The organism is Serratia sp. CY76391 (genome assembly GCF_052166695.1).
Classification (GTDB): domain Bacteria; phylum Pseudomonadota; class Gammaproteobacteria; order Enterobacterales; family Enterobacteriaceae; genus Serratia; species Serratia nematodiphila.
The window spans coordinates 29,664-52,386 of record NZ_JBJNOJ010000014.1; the positions used below are offsets into that span (position 1 = coordinate 29,664).

At 61.1% G+C, this 22,723-nt stretch carries 18 protein-coding genes; 7 read left to right on the forward strand and 11 right to left on the reverse strand.

Annotation, left to right across the window (positions count from 1 at the left end):
• Positions 1-74: 74 nt before the first annotated feature.
• Complete coding sequence (locus ACJ8PN_RS22095; protein WP_351109066.1) at positions 75-1,292, reverse strand: Tm-1-like ATP-binding domain-containing protein; 1,218 nt, start codon at positions 1,290-1,292, stop codon at positions 75-77.
• Positions 1,293-1,541: 249 nt separating this feature from the next.
• Between ACJ8PN_RS22095 and ACJ8PN_RS22100 the strand changes: the two genes are divergently transcribed.
• From ACJ8PN_RS22100 to ACJ8PN_RS22110, 3 genes are all read left to right on the forward strand, one after another.
• A complete protein-coding gene (locus ACJ8PN_RS22100; RefSeq protein WP_171454925.1) occupies positions 1,542-2,195 on the forward strand; it encodes a TetR/AcrR family transcriptional regulator in 654 nt (217 codons plus the stop codon).
• 478 nt (positions 2,196-2,673) lie between these two features.
• Positions 2,674-5,697 carry an autotransporter outer membrane beta-barrel domain-containing protein gene (locus ACJ8PN_RS22105; RefSeq protein ID WP_442535225.1) on the forward strand — a complete coding sequence of 1,008 codons (3,024 nt, stop codon included), beginning with the start codon at positions 2,674-2,676 and terminating at the stop codon, positions 5,695-5,697.
• Between the two features lie 454 nt (positions 5,698-6,151).
• Positions 6,152-7,003 carry a helix-turn-helix domain-containing protein gene (locus ACJ8PN_RS22110; protein WP_004931021.1) on the forward strand — a complete coding sequence of 284 codons (852 nt, stop codon included), beginning with the start codon at positions 6,152-6,154 and terminating at the stop codon, positions 7,001-7,003.
• Here ACJ8PN_RS22110 and ACJ8PN_RS22115 read toward each other — a convergent pair.
• From ACJ8PN_RS22115 to ACJ8PN_RS22130, 4 genes are all read right to left on the reverse strand, one after another.
• Entirely contained in the window at positions 6,993-8,777 is a 1,785-nt protein-coding gene (locus ACJ8PN_RS22115; RefSeq protein ID WP_171454923.1) for an ATP-binding response regulator, read from the reverse strand. The two genes, ACJ8PN_RS22110 and ACJ8PN_RS22115, sit on opposite strands and share 11 nt — an antisense overlap.
• On the reverse strand, positions 8,774-9,268 hold the full coding sequence (locus ACJ8PN_RS22120; protein ID WP_033631849.1) for a molybdopterin-dependent oxidoreductase: 495 nt from the start codon (positions 9,266-9,268) through the stop codon (positions 8,774-8,776). The genes ACJ8PN_RS22115 and ACJ8PN_RS22120 overlap by 4 nt, the downstream gene beginning before the upstream one ends.
• A gap of 159 nt (positions 9,269-9,427) precedes the next feature.
• Complete coding sequence (gene gorA / locus ACJ8PN_RS22125) at positions 9,428-10,780, reverse strand: glutathione-disulfide reductase (RefSeq protein WP_021505213.1); 1,353 nt, start codon at positions 10,778-10,780, stop codon at positions 9,428-9,430.
• A gap of 130 nt (positions 10,781-10,910) precedes the next feature.
• A complete protein-coding gene (locus tag ACJ8PN_RS22130; RefSeq protein WP_437189539.1) occupies positions 10,911-11,753 on the reverse strand; it encodes a 23S rRNA (adenine(2030)-N(6))-methyltransferase RlmJ in 843 nt (280 codons plus the stop codon).
• A gap of 135 nt (positions 11,754-11,888) precedes the next feature.
• On the opposite strand from ACJ8PN_RS22130, the gene ACJ8PN_RS22135 reads away from it, so the two are divergent.
• The 4 genes from ACJ8PN_RS22135 (at position 11,889) to rsmJ (ending at position 15,686) form a co-directional block, all read left to right on the forward strand.
• Positions 11,889-12,293: an ASCH domain-containing protein gene (locus ACJ8PN_RS22135; RefSeq protein ID WP_325961200.1), complete on the forward strand. Its 405-nt coding sequence runs from the start codon at positions 11,889-11,891 to the stop codon at positions 12,291-12,293.
• 16 nt (positions 12,294-12,309) lie between these two features.
• Entirely contained in the window at positions 12,310-12,771 is a 462-nt protein-coding gene (locus ACJ8PN_RS22140) for an HIT family protein (protein WP_437189540.1), read from the forward strand.
• Positions 12,772-12,888: 117 nt separating this feature from the next.
• Positions 12,889-14,931 (forward strand): oligopeptidase A, encoded by a 2,043-nt coding sequence (gene prlC, locus ACJ8PN_RS22145; RefSeq protein ID WP_411261710.1) that lies wholly within the window; start codon positions 12,889-12,891, stop codon positions 14,929-14,931.
• Positions 14,932-14,939: 8 nt separating this feature from the next.
• Positions 14,940-15,686: a 16S rRNA (guanine(1516)-N(2))-methyltransferase RsmJ gene (gene rsmJ, locus ACJ8PN_RS22150; protein WP_004931005.1), complete on the forward strand. Its 747-nt coding sequence runs from the start codon at positions 14,940-14,942 to the stop codon at positions 15,684-15,686.
• A 28-nt stretch (positions 15,687-15,714) separates the two neighbouring features.
• On the opposite strand, the gene ACJ8PN_RS22155 is transcribed toward rsmJ, so the two are convergent.
• From ACJ8PN_RS22155 to ACJ8PN_RS22180, 6 genes are all read right to left on the reverse strand, one after another.
• Entirely contained in the window at positions 15,715-16,314 is a 600-nt protein-coding gene (locus tag ACJ8PN_RS22155) for an SIS domain-containing protein (protein WP_351109051.1), read from the reverse strand.
• The gene (locus tag ACJ8PN_RS22160) at positions 16,314-17,951 is read right to left on the reverse strand and encodes an FGGY-family carbohydrate kinase (RefSeq protein WP_004931001.1); all 1,638 of its coding nucleotides are present in this window, start codon (positions 17,949-17,951) and stop codon (positions 16,314-16,316) included. The genes ACJ8PN_RS22155 and ACJ8PN_RS22160 overlap by 1 nt, the downstream gene beginning before the upstream one ends.
• A gap of 13 nt (positions 17,952-17,964) precedes the next feature.
• A complete protein-coding gene (locus ACJ8PN_RS22165) occupies positions 17,965-18,918 on the reverse strand; it encodes an ABC transporter permease (RefSeq protein ID WP_015379368.1) in 954 nt (317 codons plus the stop codon).
• A gap of 1 nt (position 18,919) precedes the next feature.
• Positions 18,920-19,909, reverse strand: a complete 990-nt coding sequence (locus ACJ8PN_RS22170; RefSeq protein WP_171454919.1) for an ABC transporter permease — start codon at positions 19,907-19,909, stop codon at positions 18,920-18,922.
• Positions 19,902-21,401: a sugar ABC transporter ATP-binding protein gene (locus ACJ8PN_RS22175; protein ID WP_171454918.1), complete on the reverse strand. Its 1,500-nt coding sequence runs from the start codon at positions 21,399-21,401 to the stop codon at positions 19,902-19,904. Before ACJ8PN_RS22175 ends, ACJ8PN_RS22170 begins: the two co-directional genes overlap by 8 nt.
• Positions 21,402-21,505: 104 nt before the next feature.
• A complete protein-coding gene (locus ACJ8PN_RS22180) occupies positions 21,506-22,492 on the reverse strand; it encodes an autoinducer 2 ABC transporter substrate-binding protein (RefSeq protein ID WP_171454917.1) in 987 nt (328 codons plus the stop codon).
• Positions 22,493-22,723: the final 231 nt, after the last annotated feature.

The window sequence follows — 22,723 nt, forward strand, 5'->3', positions numbered from 1 at the left end:
ATAAAGGGCCAGGCTATTTGTCTGGCCCTTTTTTATTTGGCGTTATCACCGGCAGGTTCTGCAGTGAGTGATAATCATTCCCCGCCGACAATGTGCCGGAACTGTTCGGCAACGGCCTGTGCAAAGCGCGGGTCGTTAATATGATAAGGCGTTTTTATCAGCCGGCGTTTGTCGGTGGCGTATACCGTCTCCTCCAGCGCTTGCGTAAAGGCGGCCAGCGCCGCCGGATCCCAGAACGGTTGACCGGGCGCATCCAAAGCCGATACGCCGCCCGCCGGGATAACGAAACGCACTTCGCCCGCGCAGGCGTTGATTTTTTCGCCCATCCAACGCCCCATTAACGCATTCTCCCGCGCGCTGGTGCGCACCAGCGTCACTTGCGGGTTGTGATGGTGACGCAGACGGTTGGCATAGCGAGCCGGCACCGTATTCGGCGCGCCGAAGTTGATCATGTCTATCGCGCCGCAGGAGAGCACGCACGGGATGCCGGTACGCGCGATGGCACCGAAACGATCCGTATTGCAGGGCAGCACACCGCCAAACAGGTAATCGGCCACTTCGGTAGTGGTTAAATCGATGGCGCCGTGCAGTTGGCGGTTATCGATCAGTTTTTCCAACGATCTGCCGCCGCTGCCGGTCGCATGAAACGTCAGACAATCCCATTGTGTTCCCAGTTCGGCAACTAACGCCTGAACGCAGGGCGTGGTGACGCCAAACGTCGTCAGGCCGATCGCGGGTTTGTTGTCGTGATAGTCGACGGCGGCGAAGTGCACTGCGCCGGCTATCTGGCGCGCTGCGTTGCTCAGCACCCGTCGCGAGATGCGGTTCAGGCCGGCGAGATCGGTGACCGAATACAGCATGTTGATATCACTGGCGCCGACATAGGCGGAAACGTCTCCCGCCGCCATGCTCGAGACCATCACTTTCGGCAGGCCGATCGGCAGCTGCTGCATGGCCGGCGTGATGATGGCGGTGCCGCCGGAGCCGCCCAGGCCAAGCAAGGCGGCGATATCGCGGCGCGTCAGGATAAAACGTTCGAAAGCGGTCGCCATGGCGGCGATCGCCTGGCCGCGACTGGCGCAGAAGACCGCGTCGGCGCCCGCCGGATGGTGGCGTGCGACGTCCTCTGGACCGATATCGGCCGGGGAGTCAAACGGCAAGCGACGAGTGGAAAGATCGACGGTTCGCGTGGGTAAATTCAGGGCAGCGATCAGCCGCCGTACATACTCCAGCTCTTGTCCTTTCGTATCTGCTGTGGTAGCAATATAGACAAAATTTGAAGTGTATTTCATGCATTTTCCTGGGGTGTTTCTAATTTTTATTTAAAAATCATTTTGTTATATTTTTTAGGGTGCCCTGGTGTTGGCGTTTAAATTAAATTGATTAATGTATTTATATAATGAGACGGCAGTATCATTTTTGCAAGGGCAGCTCAGTGCAAAATGGGACTCCTGTCTCATTTTTGAGCTTTTCAACGTGGCCGGCGCTTTGCCGGCAGCCAGTCGACAGAGGCGCATCCTCTGTTGCGCAAGCGTGTGCAGATGCATGAGGTTTATGTGCCGATAGATGCCTTTCCCACCCCGTTTGATCCTTCACTGACTTCCACCCGGGCAAAAACCTACCGTTTGTTGCTGGCCAGTGCGATGACGCTGTATGACGAAGGGGCGTTTCCTTCGATCACCGAACTGGCGGCGCATGCGCAGGTATCGCGTGCGACGGCCTACCGCTATTTTCCGACCCAGAGTGCGCTGATTAGCGCCGTGGTGGCGGAAAGCCTGGGGCCTATTCTGGAATGGCGCCCGCAAGACGATGACGCCCTGAAACGCATCCAGCAGTTGCTGACTTTCGCCTATCCTCAGATGGAGCGGCACGAGGGAGCATTGCGCGCGGCGCTGCAGCTCTCTTTGCAACAGTGGGCGCACGCGACGCCGGGCGAGAAATTCGTGCGCGGCAACCGCAAGCGTCTGTTGGCGCTGGCGGTGGAACCGCTACAGGGCAAACTGCCGCCGGGCTCTCTGCAGAGAGTGATTCATGCTTTCTCGCTGATTTACGGCTCGGAGGTGTTTCTGGTGCTGAAAGATATCTGGGGGCTGGAGCTTGAGGGCATTCAGGACGTCACGCAATGGATGGCCAAAGCCATTCTGCGTCAGGCGGAAGAGGACGCGACGAACTGCAAAAAAACATCAGCAGGATAATCCAATTTTTGCCGATGGCCGAGTGAAAAACCAGCATAATTCACTGAGTGAATATTGGCAAAATTTATAATTAAAAGTGATAAAAGACGCCTGTTAAGCACTTTTCAGTCGGCCGCACGCTTCATGTCTGCCTGGATTATATTTTTATTTATCAGTAAATTATAATTTATCCCTTCACTTATTATCGCCGTTTCGATACCGGTAAAAGTCATTGTCATTTCTTATCGGCACTGGCCTGATTCACCCCTGAAACATTCTCTCCTCCCGTCGAACTGCCGGATGACACATTAAGCGCACTTGAGATTGTTGTGCTTTATTTATTTGGTGTTACCAAACTGTTACACAAAAAATCTTATAAAACATTTGCAAACAACAACGGACGGTATCTGGGATGGAGAAGAAACGTAGAGGAGTCAAATCCGCTCGGGCGGCCTTCGGCTGGCCTGAAATCGGAGTTCATCGCGCACAATGGAGCGCGATGCTGATCTGCCTGACGGCGATTGGCGGGGCGCAGGCCTCCAGCTATATAGAGAACGGCAAAGCGGGCGATCCGGCCAGCTGGCGCAGCAGTGAGTTCAATGCAGAATGGGGGCTGGGGGCGATCCACGCCGACCAGGCCTACGCCGCCGGTTATACCGGAAAAGGCATCAAACTTGGCATTTTCGATCAGCCGGTTTACGCCAAGCACCCGGAGTTCGCCGGTGAGAATAAGGTGATCAATCTGGTTACCAAAGGCATCCGTGAATACACCGATCCCTATATTCCGGTGAAAAAAGGCGATGATTTCCGCTATGACGGCACGCCGAGCGTGGATTCCGATGGCACGCTCGGTTCGCACGGCACCCACGTGGGCGGCATCGCCGCCGGCAGCCGAGACGGCGGCGCCATGCACGGCGTGGCGTTCAACGCGCAGATCATCAGCGCGGAGAACGGCGATCCCGGCCCGGAGGACGGCATCATCCTCGGCAACGACGGCGCGGTGTATAAGGCCGGCTGGGATGCGCTGGTGGCCAGCGGCGCGCGCATCATCAACAACAGCTGGGGCATCGGCATTACCGAAAAGTTTGATGAGGGCGGTTATGACCCGGCTTATCCGCATTTCACAGTAAACGATGCGCAAAAGCAGTTTGATCAGATCAAACAGATCCTCGGTACCAAGCCTGGCGGCGCCTATCAGGGTGCGATCGACGCGGCCCGCAGCGGCGTGGTCACCATCTTCGCCGCCGGTAACGACGGCAATCTGAATAACCCCGATGCCATGGCCGGTCTGGCCTATTTTGTGCCGGAGATTGCACCGAACTGGCTGTCGGTCGCCAGCTTACAGGACCCGACCAATACCGGCGATTACAGCATCAGCACCTTCTCTTCTCGCTGCGGTTATACCGCCAGCTTCTGCGTCTCGGCGCCGGGCACCCGGGTATACAGCTCGGTAATCGAAGGCACCAGCCTAGAGAATCTGACAACCGGCTACGCCAAATACAGCGGCACCTCGATGGCGGCGCCGCACGTGGCCGGCAGCGTCGCGGTGCTGATGGAGCGCTTCCCGTATCTGAGTGGCGCACAGGTGGCGGAAGTGCTGAAAACCACCGCCACCGATATGGGCGCGCCGGGCATCGACGCGCTCTACGGCTGGGGGATGATCAACCTGGGCAAAGCCATCAACGGCCCGGGCATGTTGGTGACTGCCGAAGATATTCCTGCGGAGTTCCGTATTCCGGATCCGACGGGCGTGGCCTACGGCCCGACCCAGTTTGTGGTGGATCTGCCGGGCGTCGGCGCGGTGCTGGACAAGGGTAAACCGACCGAGCGCGTCTGCAGCGATGTGCTGTGCGGCCTGGATTTCTGGAGTAACGACATCTCCGGCCATGGCGGCCTGACCAAACAGGGCATCGGTACGTTGGTACTGACCGGTAACAACACCTATGCCGGCCCGACGCTGGTTAATCAGGGGCGGCTGGCGATCAATGGCTCGGTCACCTCGGCCGTCAGCGTGCAGAACGGCGGCATCGTCGGCGGCAGCGGCACGGTCGGTTCGCTGACCACCCGCCGCGGCGGCACCGTGGCGCCGGGCAACTCGATCGGTACCCTGAACGTGGCGGGCAACGTCAGCTTCGAGCCGGGTTCGCGCTACGCGGTGGAAGTGGGGCCGAACGGCCAGAGCGATCGGATCCAGAGCAGCGGAGCGGCGACGATCGGCGGCGGTGAGGTGGCGGTCACGCTGGAGAACAGCAGCAACCTGCTGACGCAAAGCGAGGTGCGCAGCCTGCTGGGCCAGCAGTACACCATCCTGAGCGCGCAGCAGGGGGTGAGCGGGCAGTTTGACGCGGTGGCGCCGAACTACCTGTTCCTCGGCACCGGGCTGAGCTACCAGCCGAATGGGGTGACGCTGAGCGTCGGGCGCAACGACACAAGCTTCGCCAGCGTGGCGCAGACGTCGAACGAGCGGGCGGTGGCGGCGGCGGCGGATGCGCTGGCGGCGGGCAACCCGGTGTACGAAAGCGTTCTCAACAGCGGCACGGCGGGCGAGGCGCGGCAGGCGTTCCGCCAGCTGTCGGGGCAAATCCATGCGGACATCGCGTCGGCGCTGGTGAACGATAGCCGCTACCTGCGTGAGGCGCTGAACGGGCGTCTGCGTCAGGCGGAAGGGCTGGCGAGCTCGTCGGCCATCAAGGCGGACGAGGACGGCGCCTGGGCGCAGCTGCTGGGGGCGTGGGACCATGCATCGGGCGACGCCAACGCCACGGGTTACCAGGCCTCGACCTACGGGGTGCTGGTGGGGCTGGACTCGGCGGCGGCGGCCGACTGGCGGCTGGGGGTGGCGACCGGCTACACCCGCACCTCGCTGCACGGCGGGTACGGGTCGAAGGCGGACAGCGACAACTACCACCTGGCGGCGTACGGCGACAAGCAGTTTGGCGCGCTGGCGCTGCGCGGCGGGGCGGGCTACACCTGGCACCGCATCGATACCAAGCGGTCGGTGAATTACGGGATGCAGTCGGACCGCGACACGGCGAAGTACAGCGCGCGCACCGAGCAGCTGTTCGCGGAAGCGGGTTACAGCGTGAAGGGTGAGTGGCTGAACCTGGAGCCGTTCGTCAACCTGGCGTACGTGAACTTTGAAAACAACGGCATCGCGGAAAGCGGCGGCGCAGCGGCGCTGCGCGGCGACAAGCAGCACACCGACGCGACGGTGTCGACGCTGGGGCTGCGCGCGGACACTGAGTGGCAGGTGAGCCCGGGCACGACGGTGGCGCTGCGCAGCGAACTGGGGTGGCAACACCAGTACGGCGGGCTGGAGCGTGGCTCCGGGCTGCGGTTCAACGGCGGCAACGCGCCGTTCGTGGTGGACAGCGTGCCGGTGTCGCGTGACGGCATGGTGCTGAAGGCGGGGGCGGAAGTGGCGGTGAACGAGAACGCCTCGCTGTCGCTGGGCTACGGCGGGCTGCTGTCGCAGAACCATCAGGACAACAGCGTCAACGCCGGCTTCACCTGGCGCTTCTAAGCCAAGCGGTCATTACAGGGTCAACGGAGCCGGCATGCCGGCTCCGTTTTTATTTGCGGCTGCGGGGTGAGTCCGTATGATGGCGCGGCGCCAGGGCAATAAAAAACCGGGACCCTGACGGATCCCGGCTTAAAAGTGGGTAAAACAGATTAGCGCTAAAGGCTCAAGCCCCGTTTTGCTTATGCAGTCCAAGCGATGTGAGCATCGTCTCAGTAGCGGCAACGGAACAAATTTTCCCTGGTGTTACTATGGTTATTATTAAAAATCGTGCTGGTGTTATTTTTTATAGTGTATTGCTGTATGTCTCTTTTGATACCATGTTTGACGATACAACATGGTATGTCAAGCAACGTTTTTAACGCATAATTGCATGGGATGCTAGTTTTAGGTGTGGCTTTTTCAGCAGAAATAATCAAAACGACTGATAAATCAGTAAAAAAAATCGAAGGAACAAATGGATAACAATCATCAAAAATTCGATTCACAGTCGATTGCCAATCGGGTCAGGGAGCTGTTTTTACATTACGGGATTGGAAAACGTCAGCATGCCCGCGAACTCAGCCGCATCTTGGATCTGAGTTTTTCACATGCGCACCGCAAATTGAAAGGGCAAAGCCCCTGGACGCTGGAACAGATCAACAGCGTCGCGGCCGCGTTGGGAGAAACGCCGGCGGCGATCGCCGATTTGAGCGCTGAACACGAGACGACCGAGCCAAACATGGCGCGTGATGCCATCTTTTTCGTGGCGGGGGTGGCGATACCTTGCGTCGGGCACATTGGCGACGAACTTTCTGCCGGGCGGCCGGCGGAATTTGTGGCGCTGCGTGTGGAGGGGCAATGGCATATCTATCGCGCCGATGAGGCGCCGGCAGGTCTGCGTTACGGCGTCGAACTGATAGAAATCCGGCCCGGCTACGGCGATGACGAGCGGTTGAGCATCGCGGTATTGGACGATTCGCATCAGGCGGCCGATGAGCTGGCCAAGTACCTCGGCGGCTGCGGTTTCAACGCAGTGGCGTTTTACGATGTCGACAGCTTCTGCCAAGCGTTGCAGCAAAGCCTGTTCGACGGTTACGTGGTGGACTGGCTGATCGGTGAGGAAACGGCGGATCGCTGTATCGCCACCATCCGCGCTTCCGACAACCCGGACGCGCCGGTACTGGTGCTGACCGGCGAACTGGGCACCGACCGACGCGAGTCGGAGATCGCTCAGGCGATGCGCGAGTATGATGTGCTCGGCCCTTATGAAAAACCGGTGCGGCTCCATGTGATCGAAGCCGCACTGCAACGCTGTTTTAATCTTTAGCGGGGAACACCTCGGCCAGTGCGCTCGACAGCGCATCCAGCCGAACCGGTTTCATCAGGTAGTTATCGAACAGGGCGCGCTGATCCGCCGTCAGCTGCTCCGGCGTATAGGCGCTGATGCCGATGATTGGCACATGGCGGTTGGGGCCGCGACGATTGCGCAGCTGCCTGGCCAGGGCGGCGCCGTCGATGCCCGGCATCTGCAGATCCAGCAACAGTGCGTCGTAAGGGCGTCTGAGCAGCTTCTGCAACGCGCGCTCCGGCGAGTCGCACAGTTCGTGCTGGTAACCCAGCTTATCCAGCAACGCCGCAAAGGCGTCACCCACCGACTTGTTGTCATCCACCACCAGCACCTGCTGCGGTTTCTGCTGCAGAGAGGTATTGGCGGTGGCGGGCTCGTCGGCGCGTTCTTCTTCACTGATCTGCACCGGAATGCTGACGATAAAGGTGCTGCCCTTCTTGATTTCGCTGTACACCGTGATGGTGCCGTTGAGCAGCGTCACCAGGCCGTGCACGATCGCCAGCCCCATCCCCACGCCGGCATACTGTTTGGTATGCGACTGATCCAACTGGGTAAAGGGTTTGAAGATCTGATCGAGCTGGTCTTTTTCGATACCGATGCCGGTGTCGGTCACTTCGATGATCAACGAATTGCCGCCCGGCTGGCGGCGCAGGCAGCTGTGCAGCGTAATGCTGCCGCTTTCGGTGTATTTGTAGGCGTTGGTCAGCAGGTTAACGATAATCTGCCGGATGCGCAGCGGATCGGAGTGCACCAACAGGTGGCTGCACTCCACTTCGCAGCTCAGTTTGACCTGCTCTTTGCGGGTCAGGGTGGCGATTTCGTTGGCGGTTTCCGCGATCAGCTTCTGCGCGTCGAACGGCACGATGCGCAGCTCCATCATGCCGCTGTCGAGGTGCGCGTAGTCGGTCAGATCCTTCATCTGGCTTTCGATTTGCTGCGCGGCGGTCTCCAGCCGCTGGAAAGTGTCCGCATGCTCCGCCGACACCCGGGTGTTCACCAGCACGTCGATGGCCGACATCACGCTCTGCAATGAGGTGCGCAGCTCGTGGCCGATGGCGCCGAGGAAGGCGTTTTTGGTGCGTGTCGCTTTCTCCGCCTCAATGGCCTTGGCCTGCTGGCGAATGGTCAGCCGCTGCTGGCGGAACACGATCAGGGTGATGGCGATCAGCGCGATCACCGAGAACATGACGATCACCAGCCCATAGAAAATGATGTGCCGTTTCTCGATGTAGTCCTCATAGGCGGCGGTGCGCTGCTTCACCTCGGCGTGGTCGGTCAGGTTGGCCATTTCGATGGCGTAAGGCTTGATGGCCTTCATGGCCGCGAAAACCTGGCTGAAGTCGATTTTCGGGTTATCCAGCAGTTTATCGATGCGATCCATCTGCAGGCGCATCTGCTTGACCACTTCCGGGTAGCCCGGCTCGGCGTACAGCGGTTGCGTGGATTCGGAGACGGTTTCCAGCACGTAAAAGCGCGAATAGAGGATTTCGAATCGCAGCCGCAGGTTGTCGTTGTCCACCTGCGGCGCGTGGCTCTGCTGCTCGACGAACGTGTCGAATTCCGCCAGCTTGATGGAGAACTTGGCGATCGACCAGGAGTAGTTCTCCTGCGTGCCGGCGATGGCATACAGCCCTTTCTTCGACAGGGTGGCGCTGTAGTAATAGAGCGTGACGGTCGAAGCCACCAGAAACAGCGCGGCAAAGATGGCCGGTATCGCCAGCCTGCTGCCGTTCTTAAAGGTCGTCAGCTTCATTTGATCACGATCCTGTCGACTTGCCAGATAAAGCGTGAATTATACAACGGCGAGTTCAGCTCAGGCCCGGCGGCGTCGCGCGGGTAAACCAGGAACAGCGGGCCGAAGTTTCTGAGCTTCAGCATTTCCCCGTCCATCTTGTAGGCCAGGATCATGTTGTATTTCTTGACGTCGGACAGCGGCACGTCGATGTAATAATCGTTCAGCGCGTAGAAAGTCAGCGTCTCGCCCTTGGCGCCGACGCGCTCCAGGATATCGGCCACCGAAATCCCTTCAAATTTTCTCTGCGGCGTCCAGGAAGTGGAGGTGGTGATGCTGCGCACCGGCATCGCCAACAGCTGCTTATCGGTGAACAGATAGCTTTTTTTGACCGGGTCGGTCACGTTGTCGATCTTGCCCGCCACTTCCAGGGTAAAGCTGAGCGCGCTGCTCTGGGCGATAATCAGAGCCACGCAGGCCATCGCAAGGGTTTTGCATAGTTTGAACAGCATCGGCGTTCTCCAGAGGCGCGGGGAGGTTTGTATCAGTCCCGCTAATTTATCAGGCAGAATAATGGCAGAAAAAGCAGGCGGGTGCGAAGGGAATAGTAAACCGCACAAAAAGAACAGGCCGGTATTTACGCCGGCCTGAGAGTGGGGTAACCGTAGCGGTTAGCGCATGGTGACGAACTCTTCCGCCGCGGTTGGGTGGATCGCCACGGTGTTGTCGAAGTCCTTCTTGGTGGCGCCCATCTTCACCGCCACCGCGAAGCCCTGCAGGATTTCATCCATGCCGAAGCCGATGCCGTGCAGGCCGACGATTTTCTCTTCTTTGCCCGCGCACACCAGCTTCATGCGGCACGGCTGGCGGTGCTGCGTCACGGCGCTGTACATGGCGGTGAAGGAGGATTTGTACACCTTCACGTTGTCCGCACCGAACTTCTCGATGGCTTCCGGCTCGGTCAGGCCGACGGTGCCGATCGGCGGGTGGCTGAACACCACGGTGGCGATGTTGCTGTAGTCCAGGTGTTCGTCCGGCTTGTTGTTGAACAGGCGTTCGGACAGGCGGCGGCCGGCGGCCACGGCGACCGGGGTCAGCTCTACCGCGCCGGTGTTGTCACCCACCGCGTAGATGCCTTTGACGTTGGTGTTCTGGAACTTATCGACGTCGATGTAGCCTTTCTCATTGGTTTTCACCCCGGTAACGCCGAGGTTCAGGTTGTCGGTCGCCGGTTCGCGGCCGATGGCCCAGATCAGGCAGTCGACGGTGAATGCTTTGCCGTTTTCCAGCTGCAGCGTCAGGCTGCCGTCGGCGTTCTTGACGATCGCTTTCGGCACCGATTCGGTGTGCAGGCTTGGCCCTTCGGTGTTCATTACTTCCACCAGGGTTTCGACGATCATCGGATCGAAGCTGCGCAGCGGCGCGTGCTTGCGCACGAACAGGTGCGTTTCGGCGCCCAGCGCGTTCAGCACGCCGGCGATTTCCACGGCGATATAGCCGGCGCCGACTACGGCGACGCGTTTCGGCATGGCGTCCAGCTCAAAGAAGCCGTCGGAGTCGATGCCGTATTCAGCACCTGGAATAGCCGGATGGCTCGGGCGGCCGCCGGTGGCGATCAGGATGTGGTCGGCGGTGATGGTCTCGCCGTTCACTTCCACGGTGTGCGCATCCACGAAGCGCGCGAAGCCTTTGATCACGTCGACCTTGTTCTTGCCCAGCACGTTATCGTAGGAGTTGTGGATGCGATCGATATAGGCGGTGCGGTTGGCGACCAGCTTTTTCCAATCGAAGGCGTTGACGGTGGTGTCGAAGCCGTAGTCCGGGCCGTACTGATGGATGGCCTCGGCGATTTGCGCCGCGTGCCACATGACTTTCTTCGGTACACAACCCACGTTTACACAGGTGCCGCCCAGCTCTTTGGCTTCAATCAGCGCACACTTTTGGCCGTACATGGCTGCCCGGTTGATCGATGCGATACCGCCGCTGCCGCCGCCAATTGCTAGATAATCGTAATGTTTCGTCATCTGGGATTTCCATGAGTTGTGAATTTGAAGAGGGTAAGAGTTTAACGCCTGACCGGGGTTTGTCGCAAAGATTGCGTCGATGGCTGCGATAGGCGGACGCAGGGCGCGGCAAACCGCGCCCTGATGGGGATTATTCCGGTACCACCCAGTTCACCAGATGGTGGCCGATGCCCGACGGCACCAGCACCTTGTGCAGCCACGGCAGCACGTTCTTCATCTGCTGTTCCAGCTTCCACGGCGGGTTGATGACGATCATGCCGGAGGCGGTCATGCCGCGCTGATCGCTGTCGGGTTTCACCGCCAGCTCGATCTGCAGGATGCGGCGAATGCCGGTGGCTTCCAGATCGCGCAGCATGCGTTTGATCTGCTGGCGCATCACCACCGGGTACCACAGCGCATAGGTGCCGGTGGCGAAACGCTTGTAGCCTTCCTGAATGCCTTTGACCACGTCCTGGTAATCGGTCTTCATTTCATACGGCGGGTCCATCAGGATCAGACCACGGCGCGACGGTGGCGGCAGCTGGGATTTCAGCTGCAGATAGCCGTCGGCGCGCTGCACTTTGGCGCGCTCGTCTTTCTGGAACTCGCTGCGCAGCAGTGGGTAATCGCTCGGGTGCAGCTCGGTCAGGTGAATTTTATCCTGCGGGCGCAGCAGCTGGCGGGCGATCAGCGGCGAGCCGGGATAGTAGCGCAGCGTGCCGGAACGGTTGAAGTTGTGCACCACGCTCATGTAGGCCGCCAGCTCTTCCGGCAGATCGTCGCGTTGCCACAGCAAACCGATGCCTTCCAGGTATTCGCCGGTGCGCTCGGCGTGTTCGCCGCTGAGCTGATAACGGCCCGCGCCCGAGTGGGTATCCAGATACAGGAACGGCTTCTCTTTTTCCTTCAGCGACTCGATGATCAGGCTCTGAACGGTGTGCTTGAGCACGTCGGCGTGGTTGCCGGCGTGGAAACTGTGGCGATAACTTAACATGACGGGTGGCGGTTCCTTGTGCTCCGCAGGCGGAGCATTCAATGCAATAAGGCTTATAATCTGCACAGTATAAACTGTCTGGCCGGGAAAAACCGGACTCCGTTGCCGCAGACGTTAACAGAAAGGGACAGGACGATGAGCAAACAGGCGATTTTGGCGAATTACCCCGACGCGGCGCGCTGGGCGTTCGGCGACGGCCCCGCGTTAGCCGACGAACTGTTGGGATTGGTGCTGAGCGGGGATAAAACCGCCACCTGCAGTTCCTATGCGAGCTATCGTCGGGAACAAACCCCGAGGATCGGCGATTACAGCATCGTTCTCGATGGCCGCGGCGAACCGGCCTGCGTGATCAGAACCCTGGCGCTGCGCCTGGTGCGCTACGACCAGGTGACCGCCGAGATGGCGGCCAAAGAGGGCGAAGGCGACAAAAGCCTGGCGTTTTGGCGCGAGGGGCATCAGGCATTCTTTACCCGCGAGGGCACTTTTGCGCCGGACATGTGGCTGGTGTTCGAAGAATTCGAACGGGTTGAAACGCTGTGAATCACAAGGAGAAAGGATGAGCTGCATTTTTTGCGACATCGTGGCGGGCAAGGCGCCGTGCCATAAAATCTGGGAAGACGACGACCATCTGGCGTTCCTGTCCATCTTTCCCAACACCGACGGTTTCAGCGTGGTGATCCCCAAGGCGCACTACCCGAGCTACGCGTTTGAGCTGCCGGACGAGGTGCTGAGCGCGCTGATGCTGGCGACCAAGCGGGTGGCGCGGCAACTGGATCGCGCGTTCGACGACGTCGGCCGCTGCGGCATGGTGTTCGAGGGCTACGGCGTCGACCATGTGCATGCCAAACTGATCCCGCTGCACGGCACCGCGTCGCTGGAGCAGTGGCGGCCGATCGAATCGACCTCGCCGAAGTTTTTCACGCGTTACGAAGGCTATATCTCCTCCCACGACGCGGCGCGCGCCGACGACGAGCAGCTGGCGGCGCTGGCCGCCCGCATTCGCCAATGCGCCGTTTAAGGCACGAACGATCAACGCCGGGCATTGATTTTCCTGTTGCCCGGCTCCATGTTAGAGATTCATACGCATTTTAAGGCTCGCCTGTGCGGCGGGCCCAACGCTAATCAGGACTGCCCTATGACAAATCCGTTGCTGACCCCGTTTTCCCTGCCGCCTTTCTCGGCGATCCGCCCTGAAGATATCGTGCCAGCGGTGCAATCCGCGCTGGCGGACTGCCGCGCCGCGGTAGAGCGCGTGGTCGCGCAGCCGGGGCCGTTCACCTGGGACAATCTGTGTCAGCCGCTGGCGGAGTCGGACGATCGCCTGTCGCGCATCTGGTCGCCGATCGGGCACCTGAACTCGGTGAAAAACAGCCCGGAGCTGCGCGCCGCCTATGAGCAGGCGCTGCCGCTGCTGTCCGAGTACGGCACCTGGGTCGGCCAGCACGAAGGGCTGTACCAGGCCTACCGCAGCCTGAAAGAGGGCGCGGCGTTCGAGGCGCTGAGCGTGCCGCAGCGCAAGGCGGTGGACAACGCGCTGCGCGATTTCGAACTGTCGGGCATCGGCCTGTCGGCGGATAAACAGCAGCGCTACGGCGAGATCGTCGCGCGCCTGTCCGAACTGGGTTCCACCTACAGTAATAACGTGCTCGACGCCACCATGGGCTGGAGCAAACTGATTACCGACGAAGCGGAACTGAGCGGCCTGCCGGAAAGCGCCCTGGCACAGGCGCAGGCGATGGCGCAGGCCAAAGAGCAAGACGGCTGGTTGCTGACGCTGGACATGCCGAGCTACCTGCCGGTGCTGACCTACGCCGACAACCGCGCGCTGCGCGAAGAGATGTACCGCGCCTTCGCCACCCGCGCCTCCGATCAGGGGCCGAACGCCGGCAAATGGGACAACAGCGAAGTGATGGCGGAAACGCTGGCGCTGCGCCACGAGCTGGCTCAGCTGCTGGGCTTCGATACCTACGCCGACAAGTCGCTGGCGACCAAAATGGCGGAGAGCCCGGAGCAGGTGATCGGCTTCCTGAGCGATCTGGCCAAGCGCGCCCGCCCGCAGGCCGAGCAGGAGCTGGCGCAGCTGCGCGCCTTCGCCAAACAGCACTATGGCGTGGACGAGCTCGAAGCCTGGGATATCACCTATTACGGCGAAAAACAGAAGCAGCACCTGTTCTCCATCAGCGACGAGCAGCTGCGCCCGTACTTCCCGGAGCAGCGGGTGGTGGAAGGGCTGTTCGAAGTGGTGAAACGCATCTACGGCATCACCGCCAAAGAGCGTAAAGACGTGGATACCTGGCATCCGGACGTGCGCTTCTTCGATCTGTTCGACGCTAACGGCGAGCTGCGCGGCAGTTTCTACCTCGATCTGTACGCCCGCGAAAACAAACGCGGCGGCGCCTGGATGGACGACTGCGTCGGCAGCCTGCGCAAGGCCGACGGCACGTTGCAAAAACCGGTCGCTTACCTGACCTGTAACTTCAACCGCCCGCTGGGCGACCAGCCGGCGCTGTTCACCCATAACGAAGTGACGACGCTGTTCCACGAATTCGGCCACGGTTTGCATCACATGCTGACGCAGATCGATACCGCCGGCGTCTCCGGCATCAACGGGGTGCCGTGGGATGCGGTCGAGCTGCCGAGCCAGTTTATGGAAAACTGGTGCTGGGAACCGGAAGCGCTGGCGTTTATCTCCGGCCACTATCAGAGCGGCGAGCCGCTGCCGAAGGAAATGCTCGACAAGCTGCTGGCGGCCAAGAATTACCAGGCGGCGCTGTTTATCCTGCGCCAGCTGGAGTTCGGCCTGTTCGATTTCCGCATGCACTTCGAATACAGCCCGGAGAAAGGGGCGCAGATCCTGCCGACGCTGGCGGAAGTGAAGAAAATGGTGGCGGTGGTACCTTCGCCGAGCTGGGGCCGCTTCCCGCACGCCTTCAGCCACATCTTCGCCGGCGGCTACGCGGCAGGTTACTACAGCTACCTGTGGGCGGAAGTGCTGTCGGCCGACGCCTACTCGCGCTTCGAAGAAGAGGGGATTTTCAACGCCGAGACCGGCAAATCCTTCCTCGACAACATCCTGTCGCGCGGCGGTTCGGAAGAGCCGATGGCGCTGTTCAAACGCTTCCGTGGCCGCGAGCCGCAGCTGGATGCTATGCTGCGCCATTACGGCATTAAAGGATAACCCGACACGTGAGCGTGTGTTTATTGTGTGAAGCAGGCGCCGATCCCGGCGCCTTGTCTGTTTTGGCGCAGCGCTGGCGGCTGGCGTCTGACGACGACGCGCCGATGGCGCTGGTACTGACCCCGCAGCGGCTGGAGCTGCGTAAGCGCGACGAGCCGAAGCTGGGCGGGATCTATGTCGATTTCGTCTCCGGCGCCATGGCGCACCGGCGCCGCTTCGGCGGCGGCCGCGGCGAGGCGGTGGCCAAGGCGGTCGGCATCAAGGGCAGTTACCTGCCGGACGTGGTGGACGCCACCGCCGGGCTGGGGCGCGACGCCTTCGTGCTGGCGGCGTTGGGCTGCCGGGTGCGGATGCTGGAACGCAATCCGGTGGTGGCGGCATTGCTGGACGACGGCCTGCAGCGCGGCTATCAGGATGCGGAAATCGGCCCGTGGCTGCGTGAACGCCTGACGCTGTTGCACGCCTCCAGCCTGACGGCGCTGGCGGATCTCAGCCCGCGCCCCGAGGTGGTGTATCTCGATCCGATGTTCCCGCACAAGCAGAAAAGCGCGCTGGTGAAGAAAGAGATGCGGGTGTTTCAATCGCTGGTGGGCAGCGACGATGACGCCGACGGCCTGCTGGAACCGGCGCGCCGTTTGGCCACCAAGCGCGTGGTGGTGAAACGCCCGGACTACGCGCCGCCGCTGGCCGACGTGCCGGCGCACGCCGCCACGCTGACCAAAAGCCACCGTTTCGATATCTACATGCCGCTGTAATGTCTGCCGAGCCCGCCGTGTCGGGCTCTCAATTTTCCTCTCGCAAACTTTTCCCCACGCCGCCGCCCGGATGCACCGCCAGCAAGGCGCTCTTGTCGTAACCGCTGCGTGCCATCAGGCAGGCGCAGGCGGCGTCGAAGATCGCCAACACCAGCACAATTGAGGTGGTGGCCAGCATGTTCAGCGGATCTATCTCCTTCTGCACCCCGGTAGCGATCGTCAGCTGCGCCGCCTGCGCGATGGCGGAATGCGGGTTTTCCGTCACCGCGATCAGCGTCACCCCCTTGGCCTGCAGCGTCGGCAGCAGGCGGGTCAGCTCGTCGGAATTGCCGCCGCGCGAGATCAGGATCAGCAGATCGTCGGCGCGCAGGAAGCCCAGATCGCCGTGCGCCGCGCCGGTGGCGTCGAGATAGATCGCCGGCCGCTCCGCGCAGGCCAGCATATGGGCTATCTTGCGCGCCGCAATCCCCGAGGTGCCGACGCCGGTGACGGCGATTTTACCGCGGCAGTCGGCCAGCAGCGCCAGCAGCCGCTGCCAGGTGTGCGCGTCGAGGCGTTCGCCCAGCTGCGCCAGCTCTTGGCTGTAGGTTTGCCAGCCCTGTACGGCCTGCCGCCACTCCTGCTGCATCACGCCTCCTCCTGCATCAACCGGCGGTATTTCATGTGGTCGTTGTACAGCTCGTGGAACACCCGGTATTTACGGTCGTAATAGCTTTTTATCTGGTTGGTCTGCGGCGTGACCGTCTTGCCGATGCGGCTCATGGCGCTCATCGCCTCCGGCAAGGTGTCGAACACGCCGGCCGCCACGGTGCCCATCATCGCGCCGCCCAGCAGCATCGCTTCGCTCTCCTCCGGCAGCAGCATGGCGCAGCCGGTGGCGTTGGCGTGCTCCTGCACGAAGATCGGGTTCTTGGTGCCGCCGCCGCTGGCCATGATGGTGTCGATGCTGTAGCCGCTGTGGTTCATGGTTTCGATGATGTGGCGAGTGCCGAGCGCGATGGCCTGAATGGTGGCCAGGTAGTGCAGCGCCATATCTTCCGGCGTGCGCGACAGCTTCAGCCCGGTCAGGATGCCGGTCAGCGTCGGGTTGGCACGCGGCGAGCGGTTGCCGTGGAAGTACGGCAGCATATGAATGTCCTGCGTCAGGAAGGCGATGTTCTCCGGCTCGCCGGCCATGCGGCGCAGAATGGCGTTCAGCACCTCATAGATGGTCTGGCCCTGGGTTTTCGCCTGCGCCAGCAGCTCCTGATAGCACGGATGCGACTGGATGACGTGGTCGATCAGCGCGCCGGTAGCGGACTGGCCGCCCTCGTTCAGCCAGTATTCCGGCAGGATCGCCGAGTAATACGGCCCCCAGACGCCGCCGATAAAGCGCGCGGTGCGCGACATCGCCATATGGCCGGTGGAGGTGCCGCCGATCAGCGCGACGCGGCGGTTGAAGTCGGCCACCTCGCCGGAGACGCCGGTGGCGCCCAGCGTGCCGAGGGTGCCGGCGTGCGCGTCGATGATCGATACGCTCACCGCCGTGCCGGCGATCAGCCCCATCTCGCTGGCGGCACGCTGGGTCAGACCGTGGCCCAGCGGCTCGCCCATCATTTTAACGTCGCTGCCGATCTTGGCCGCGTCATGTTCCAGCACGTCTTCCAGCCCGATCTGCTGGAAGTAGCTCTTGTCCCAACGCTGCTCGTGGCCGAGATAGGTCCACTTGCACACCGTCGAGCACAGCGAACGGGTGGCGTCCTGGGTGGCGCGCCAGGTGAGAAAGTCCGGCAGATCGAACAGGTAGCCGGCGTTGGCCCAGGTGGTGGGCATGTGCTGTTTCAACCACAGCAGTTTCGGCGTCTGCATCTCCGGCGAAATGATGCCGCCGACGAAGTCCAGCACCCGGTGTTTGGTGGCGTTGATGCGCTCGGCCTGGGCGATCGCCCGGTGATCCATCCACACGATGATGTTCTGCTCGGTTCGGCCGGAGGGGCTGACGGTCAGCGGTTTGCCCTCTTTATCCAGCACCACCAGCGAACAGGTGGCGTCGAAGCCCAACCCCTTGACCTGGATTGGGTTGATGTCGGCCTGGTTGACCGCGTCGCGCACCGCATTGCACACCGCCTGCCAGATGTTATCCGACGACTGCTCGACGAAATCCGCCTTCGGCCGGTACAGATCGATGGCCCGGCTGGCCTGGCCGACCATGCGCCCATTGAGATCGAATACGCCTGCGCGCGCGCTTCCGGTGCCCACATCTACGCCAATAAAATAGCTCGCCATTATCTGTTTTCTCCTAAGCTTTTCGATTCTGTAACGCGATAAACAGGATCAGCACGCCGCCCCACAGGGCCATGGTCAGGTAGCTGCTGACCCCCAGCAAATTGAGGCCGCTTTCCAACATTTGCAGCACGATCAGCGCCAGCACCAGCCCCAGAATGCGGCCGAAACCGCCGTCCGGGTTGATGCCGCCCAGCACCGAGGCCAGAATGGTCACCAGCAGATAAGATTCGCCGTAGCCGGCCTTGGCCGAGTTGAACTTGGCCATCATCAGCAGCGCGGCGCCCCAGCCGAGCAGCGCCGACAGGATGTACACCGCGATCTGCACCCGCGCGGTGTTCACGCCGCTAAAGCGGGTGGCCTGCTCGTTGGAGCCGATCAGGTACAGGCTGCGGCCCAGCGTGGTGTGCTCCAGCAGCAGCCACAGACCTACCGCCACCAGCAGGAACAGGATCAGCGCCACCGGTACGCCGAGCACGGCGCCGTTGCCGAGAAATTGAATCGCCGCCGGGAAGCCGGAGATCACCGCGCCGTTGGACAGCAGGATGTTCAGGCCGGTGATCAGCGTCATGGTGCCGAGCGAGGCGAGGATCGGCGAAACGCCGATCCAGGCTACCAGCACGCCGTTCAGCGCGCCGATCGCCACCGCCACCAACAGGCCGGCCAACAGCGCCAGCGCCAGGAACAGCGGCTGGTCGGGATGGCTGACTATGATCGCCGCCATCACCAGCGAACAGGCGTTGGCGCCGGCGATGATCGACAGGTTGATGCCGCCGGTCAGCATGGTGATGCCCATGCCGAGCGCCAGTAGGCCGAGGATCGGCAGCTGCGAGGCGATCGACTGGAAGTTGCCGAGGCTGAAGAAGCGCGATCCGAGCAGCCCGGCGAACAGCAGCGCCACCGCGATGATGATCGCGCCCTGCAGGCGAATGATCCGATCGTTTGGGATCAACCGAGTTAACTGCGTCATGTCAGATCTCCTTGAGCAGCTTGCGTTTTTCGTTCCAGGCGGTGGTGCTGATGCTGATCAAAATGATCGCGCCGCTGAATACCTGGTGCCAATAGGCCGAGACGCTGAGCAGCGTCAGCCCGTTTTGCAGGAAGGCCAGCAGCACCACGCCGAGCAGGGTGCCGGTCAACGATCCGCGGCCGCCGCTCATGCTGGTGCCGCCCAGCACCACCGCCGCCAATACCGTCAGCTCGAAACCGAGCAGCGAGTTGGGCGCCACCGACTGGGTGATCTGCGCCTGCACCACCGCCGCGACGCCGGCCAGAATGCCCATATAGCCGTAGACGCAAAAATGCAGCCGCAGCAGGTTCAATCCCAGGCGCGACGCCGCGTCGCGATTGCCGCCCATGGCGTAGATCTGGCGTCCCAGCCGGGTGCGGTTCATCAGCACGCCGGTGACGACGATGGTCGCCAGCAGGCACAGCAGCGGCAACGTCAGGCCGTAGTCGTAGCCGTCGGCGCCCTGGAACGAGAACCAGTTAATGCCGTTCATGAACCAGTCCGGGAAGCCGTACAGCCAGGTGCCGTTGGTGGCGTATACCAGCAGGCCGTAGAACAGGTTAAGGGTGGCGATGGTGATGATGATCGCCGGCACCTTCAGCCAGTACACCAGGAAACCGTTCACCAGCCCGAGCAGCAGGCCGACGCCAATCGCCAGGGCGAACGCCAGCGGGAAGCTGCCGCCGTGCTGGATCACCCAGCTGGCCATCACATACTGCGCGATGGCGGTGACCGCCGGGAACGATATGTCGATGCCGCCGGCGATCAGCACCACGAACAGCCCGCAGGCCAGGATGCCGAGAATGGCGTAGCTGGTGGCGACGTCGGTCAGGTTGCCGAGCGTCAGAAACTCGTCGGTGCCGGCGCTCAGGCCGATGCCCAACAGCAGCACCAGCAGGCCGAGATAAAACTCGTGCCGCCCGGCCAGGCGGGCCAATAATGACTTATCCATTCACCACCTCGGCGATCTGTTGTTCGGTACTCTGGTGCGGCGCGAATTCGGCGATCAGTTCGCCCTTGCGCATCACCATCACCCGATGGCTGTTGTAATAGGCTTCCGGGATCTCGTCGCAGATCATCAGCACCGCCATGCCCAGCTGCGCCAGATCGCGGGCGATCTGGTAGATCCCCTCTTTGTTGGCGATGTCCACGCCGACGGTAGGCGAGTCGAGGATCAGGATCTTCGGCTGGGTCGCCACCCACTTGGCGATGGCGATACGCTGGGCGTTGCCGCCGGACAGGGTTTTCACCGGCAATGCGCTGTCGGACACCTTAATGTTCAAATCGCGGATCAGCCGGTTGACCAGCTCGGTCGCCTTGGCGTGATCCAGCAATCCAAACGAGGTATGCAGCCGATCGAAGACGGTGACGATGGTGTTGTCGTAGATCGATTGCTCCATGATCAACCCCTGCGTCAGACGATCCTCCGACACATAGCCGATGCCGTGGCGCACCGCTTCGCGGTTGTTGTGCAGCTGCACCGCCCGGCCTTCGATGCGGATCTCGCCGCTGTCCGGCCGCGTCATGCCGAACAGGCTGAGGCACAGTTCGGTGCGGCCGGCGCCGAGCAGGCCGACGATCGAGACGATCTCGCCGCCGCGCAGCGCCAGATTGACGTTGCGGTATTTTTCGCCGCGGCTGAGGTTGCGCACCTCGAGCAGCGGCGCCTGTTCGGCCGGCGGCAGTGGCGGTAGCGGGCTGTAGTGGAAGCGTTGGCCGGTCATCAGGAACGCCAGTTCATGGCTGTCCAGTTCGCTGGCCGGCCAGGTGCCCACCAGCTTGCCGTCGCGCATCACGCTGATGCGATCGGCGACTTCCATCACTTCGTCCAATCGGTGGCTGACGAACACCACGCAGATGCCGGCTGCTTTCAATTCGTTGACCACCCGCAGCAGGCCATCGACCTCCTGGCGGGTCAGCGAGGCGGTCGGTTCGTCCATGATAACCAACCGCGCTTCGGCGGCGATGGCGCGGCAAATCGCCACCAGCTGCCGATCGGCGATCGACAGTTTTTCCACCTTTTTATCGGGATCGATGCGCACGCCGACCCGCGCCATGGCGTCCAGCGCCGTCTGGCGCATCACCCGCTTGCGCACCCAGAAGCGGCCGCCGGGCAGGTAACGATGGATGGCGATGTTTTCCGCCACCGTCAGGTTAGGGAACAGCGACAGGTCTTGGTAGATCACCTGTATGCCGTAATAACCGGACAGCTGCGGCGTCAGGGCGTGGAAGAGTTTGCCTTCCAGCGAAATATTGGCGCCTTTTTCCGGCTGATAGACGCCGGAGATGATTTTAATGATGGTGCTTTTGCCGCAGCCGTTTTGCCCGGCCAGGCAGTGCACTTCGCCTTTATTCAGCGTCAGGTTGATCTGGTCTAATGCCAGCACGCCTGGGAATCGCTTGCTGATATTCTCCAGGGTGATAAATGCGGGGGAGGCTGTCATAACGTTAACCTGTGCTTGCGTAGCGGCCGAAGCCCTGGGCGCAGCAGGCTGCGCCCCTACGAGGGTTTAACTACTTTCCCGGTGTGGCGAAATTACGCGAAAAATCAGAATCCGAGCGATTGGGCGTTGTCTTTGGTCACTTCCAAAATCTTATTAAACCGAATCACTTTGTGTTCCATATCGACGTCGGCCTTGCCGAGGCCCTCGATCGACAGGTCTTTGTTCACGTCCTTGCCCTGCAGCAGCTGGTCGGCCACCGTCACCAGCGCATAACCGGCGTCTTTCGGATCCCACAGCAGCGCTTTCTTGATGTCGCCGCGCATCAGGTAAGGAGCGGCCTGCGCCGGCATGGCGATGCCCACCACCGCGATTTTGTCCTTGGCGCGCTTCTTGGCCACCGCCTGGCCGGCGCCGATCGGGCCGAGCGAACCAAAGCCGATGATGCCCTTCATCTGCGGATAGGTTTTCATCAGATCCAGCGTGGTGGCGTAGGATTTGTCGATGCTTTCCGCCACCGGCAAGCGCGAGGTGACTTCAAACATGTCCGGGTATTTTTCTTTCTGATACTTGATGGCGGAATCGGCCCAGGCGTTGTGCAGCGGCACGGTCAGCGAGCCGACGTAGATCGCGTAGCCGCCTTTGCCGCCCATGTCTTTCGCCAGTTCATCGACGTTGGCCTGCGCGTATTTCTCGCTGTCGATGGTCTCGATGTCCCACTGGCCGATCTGTTGGTCCGGGGATTCATGGGTCAGCACCACGATGCCTTTGTCGCGCGCTTTTTTCAGCACCGGCTCCAGCACTTTGGCGTCGTTCGGCACCACGATGATGGCGTTGACGTTCTTGGCGATCAGATCCTCAATCACCTTGACCTGTGCGGCCGGATCCGGCGTAGAAGGGCCGGTCTGGTAGGCGTTGACGTCGAGTTTTTTCGCCGCTTCGTTGACGCCCACTTCCATGCGGTTGAACCACGGAATGCCGGTCACTTTGGCGACCACGGCAATCTCATATTTATCAGCGGCGAACACAGGTGTTGTCGATAACATGCACGCAGAAACCACACATGCATTTAATAATGCGAGGTTAAATTTCATTAGCTGTACCTTTTTTTATCTGTAGGGGTGGCGGTTTTTCCACCGCTGCAGATTACAAAGGAATGGAAGAGGGGGCGTAGCCGAAGTTAACGAAATGTGATCTGCGCACATTTAAGTAAAATATTGGCGGTTTTAGTGTTAAATAAATGTTTAATTATTCGGTGGTGGTAAATTTACTACCAACCAAACGGTTGTAAATAACTTTTTATTAACTTTTAATTAACGTTCTTG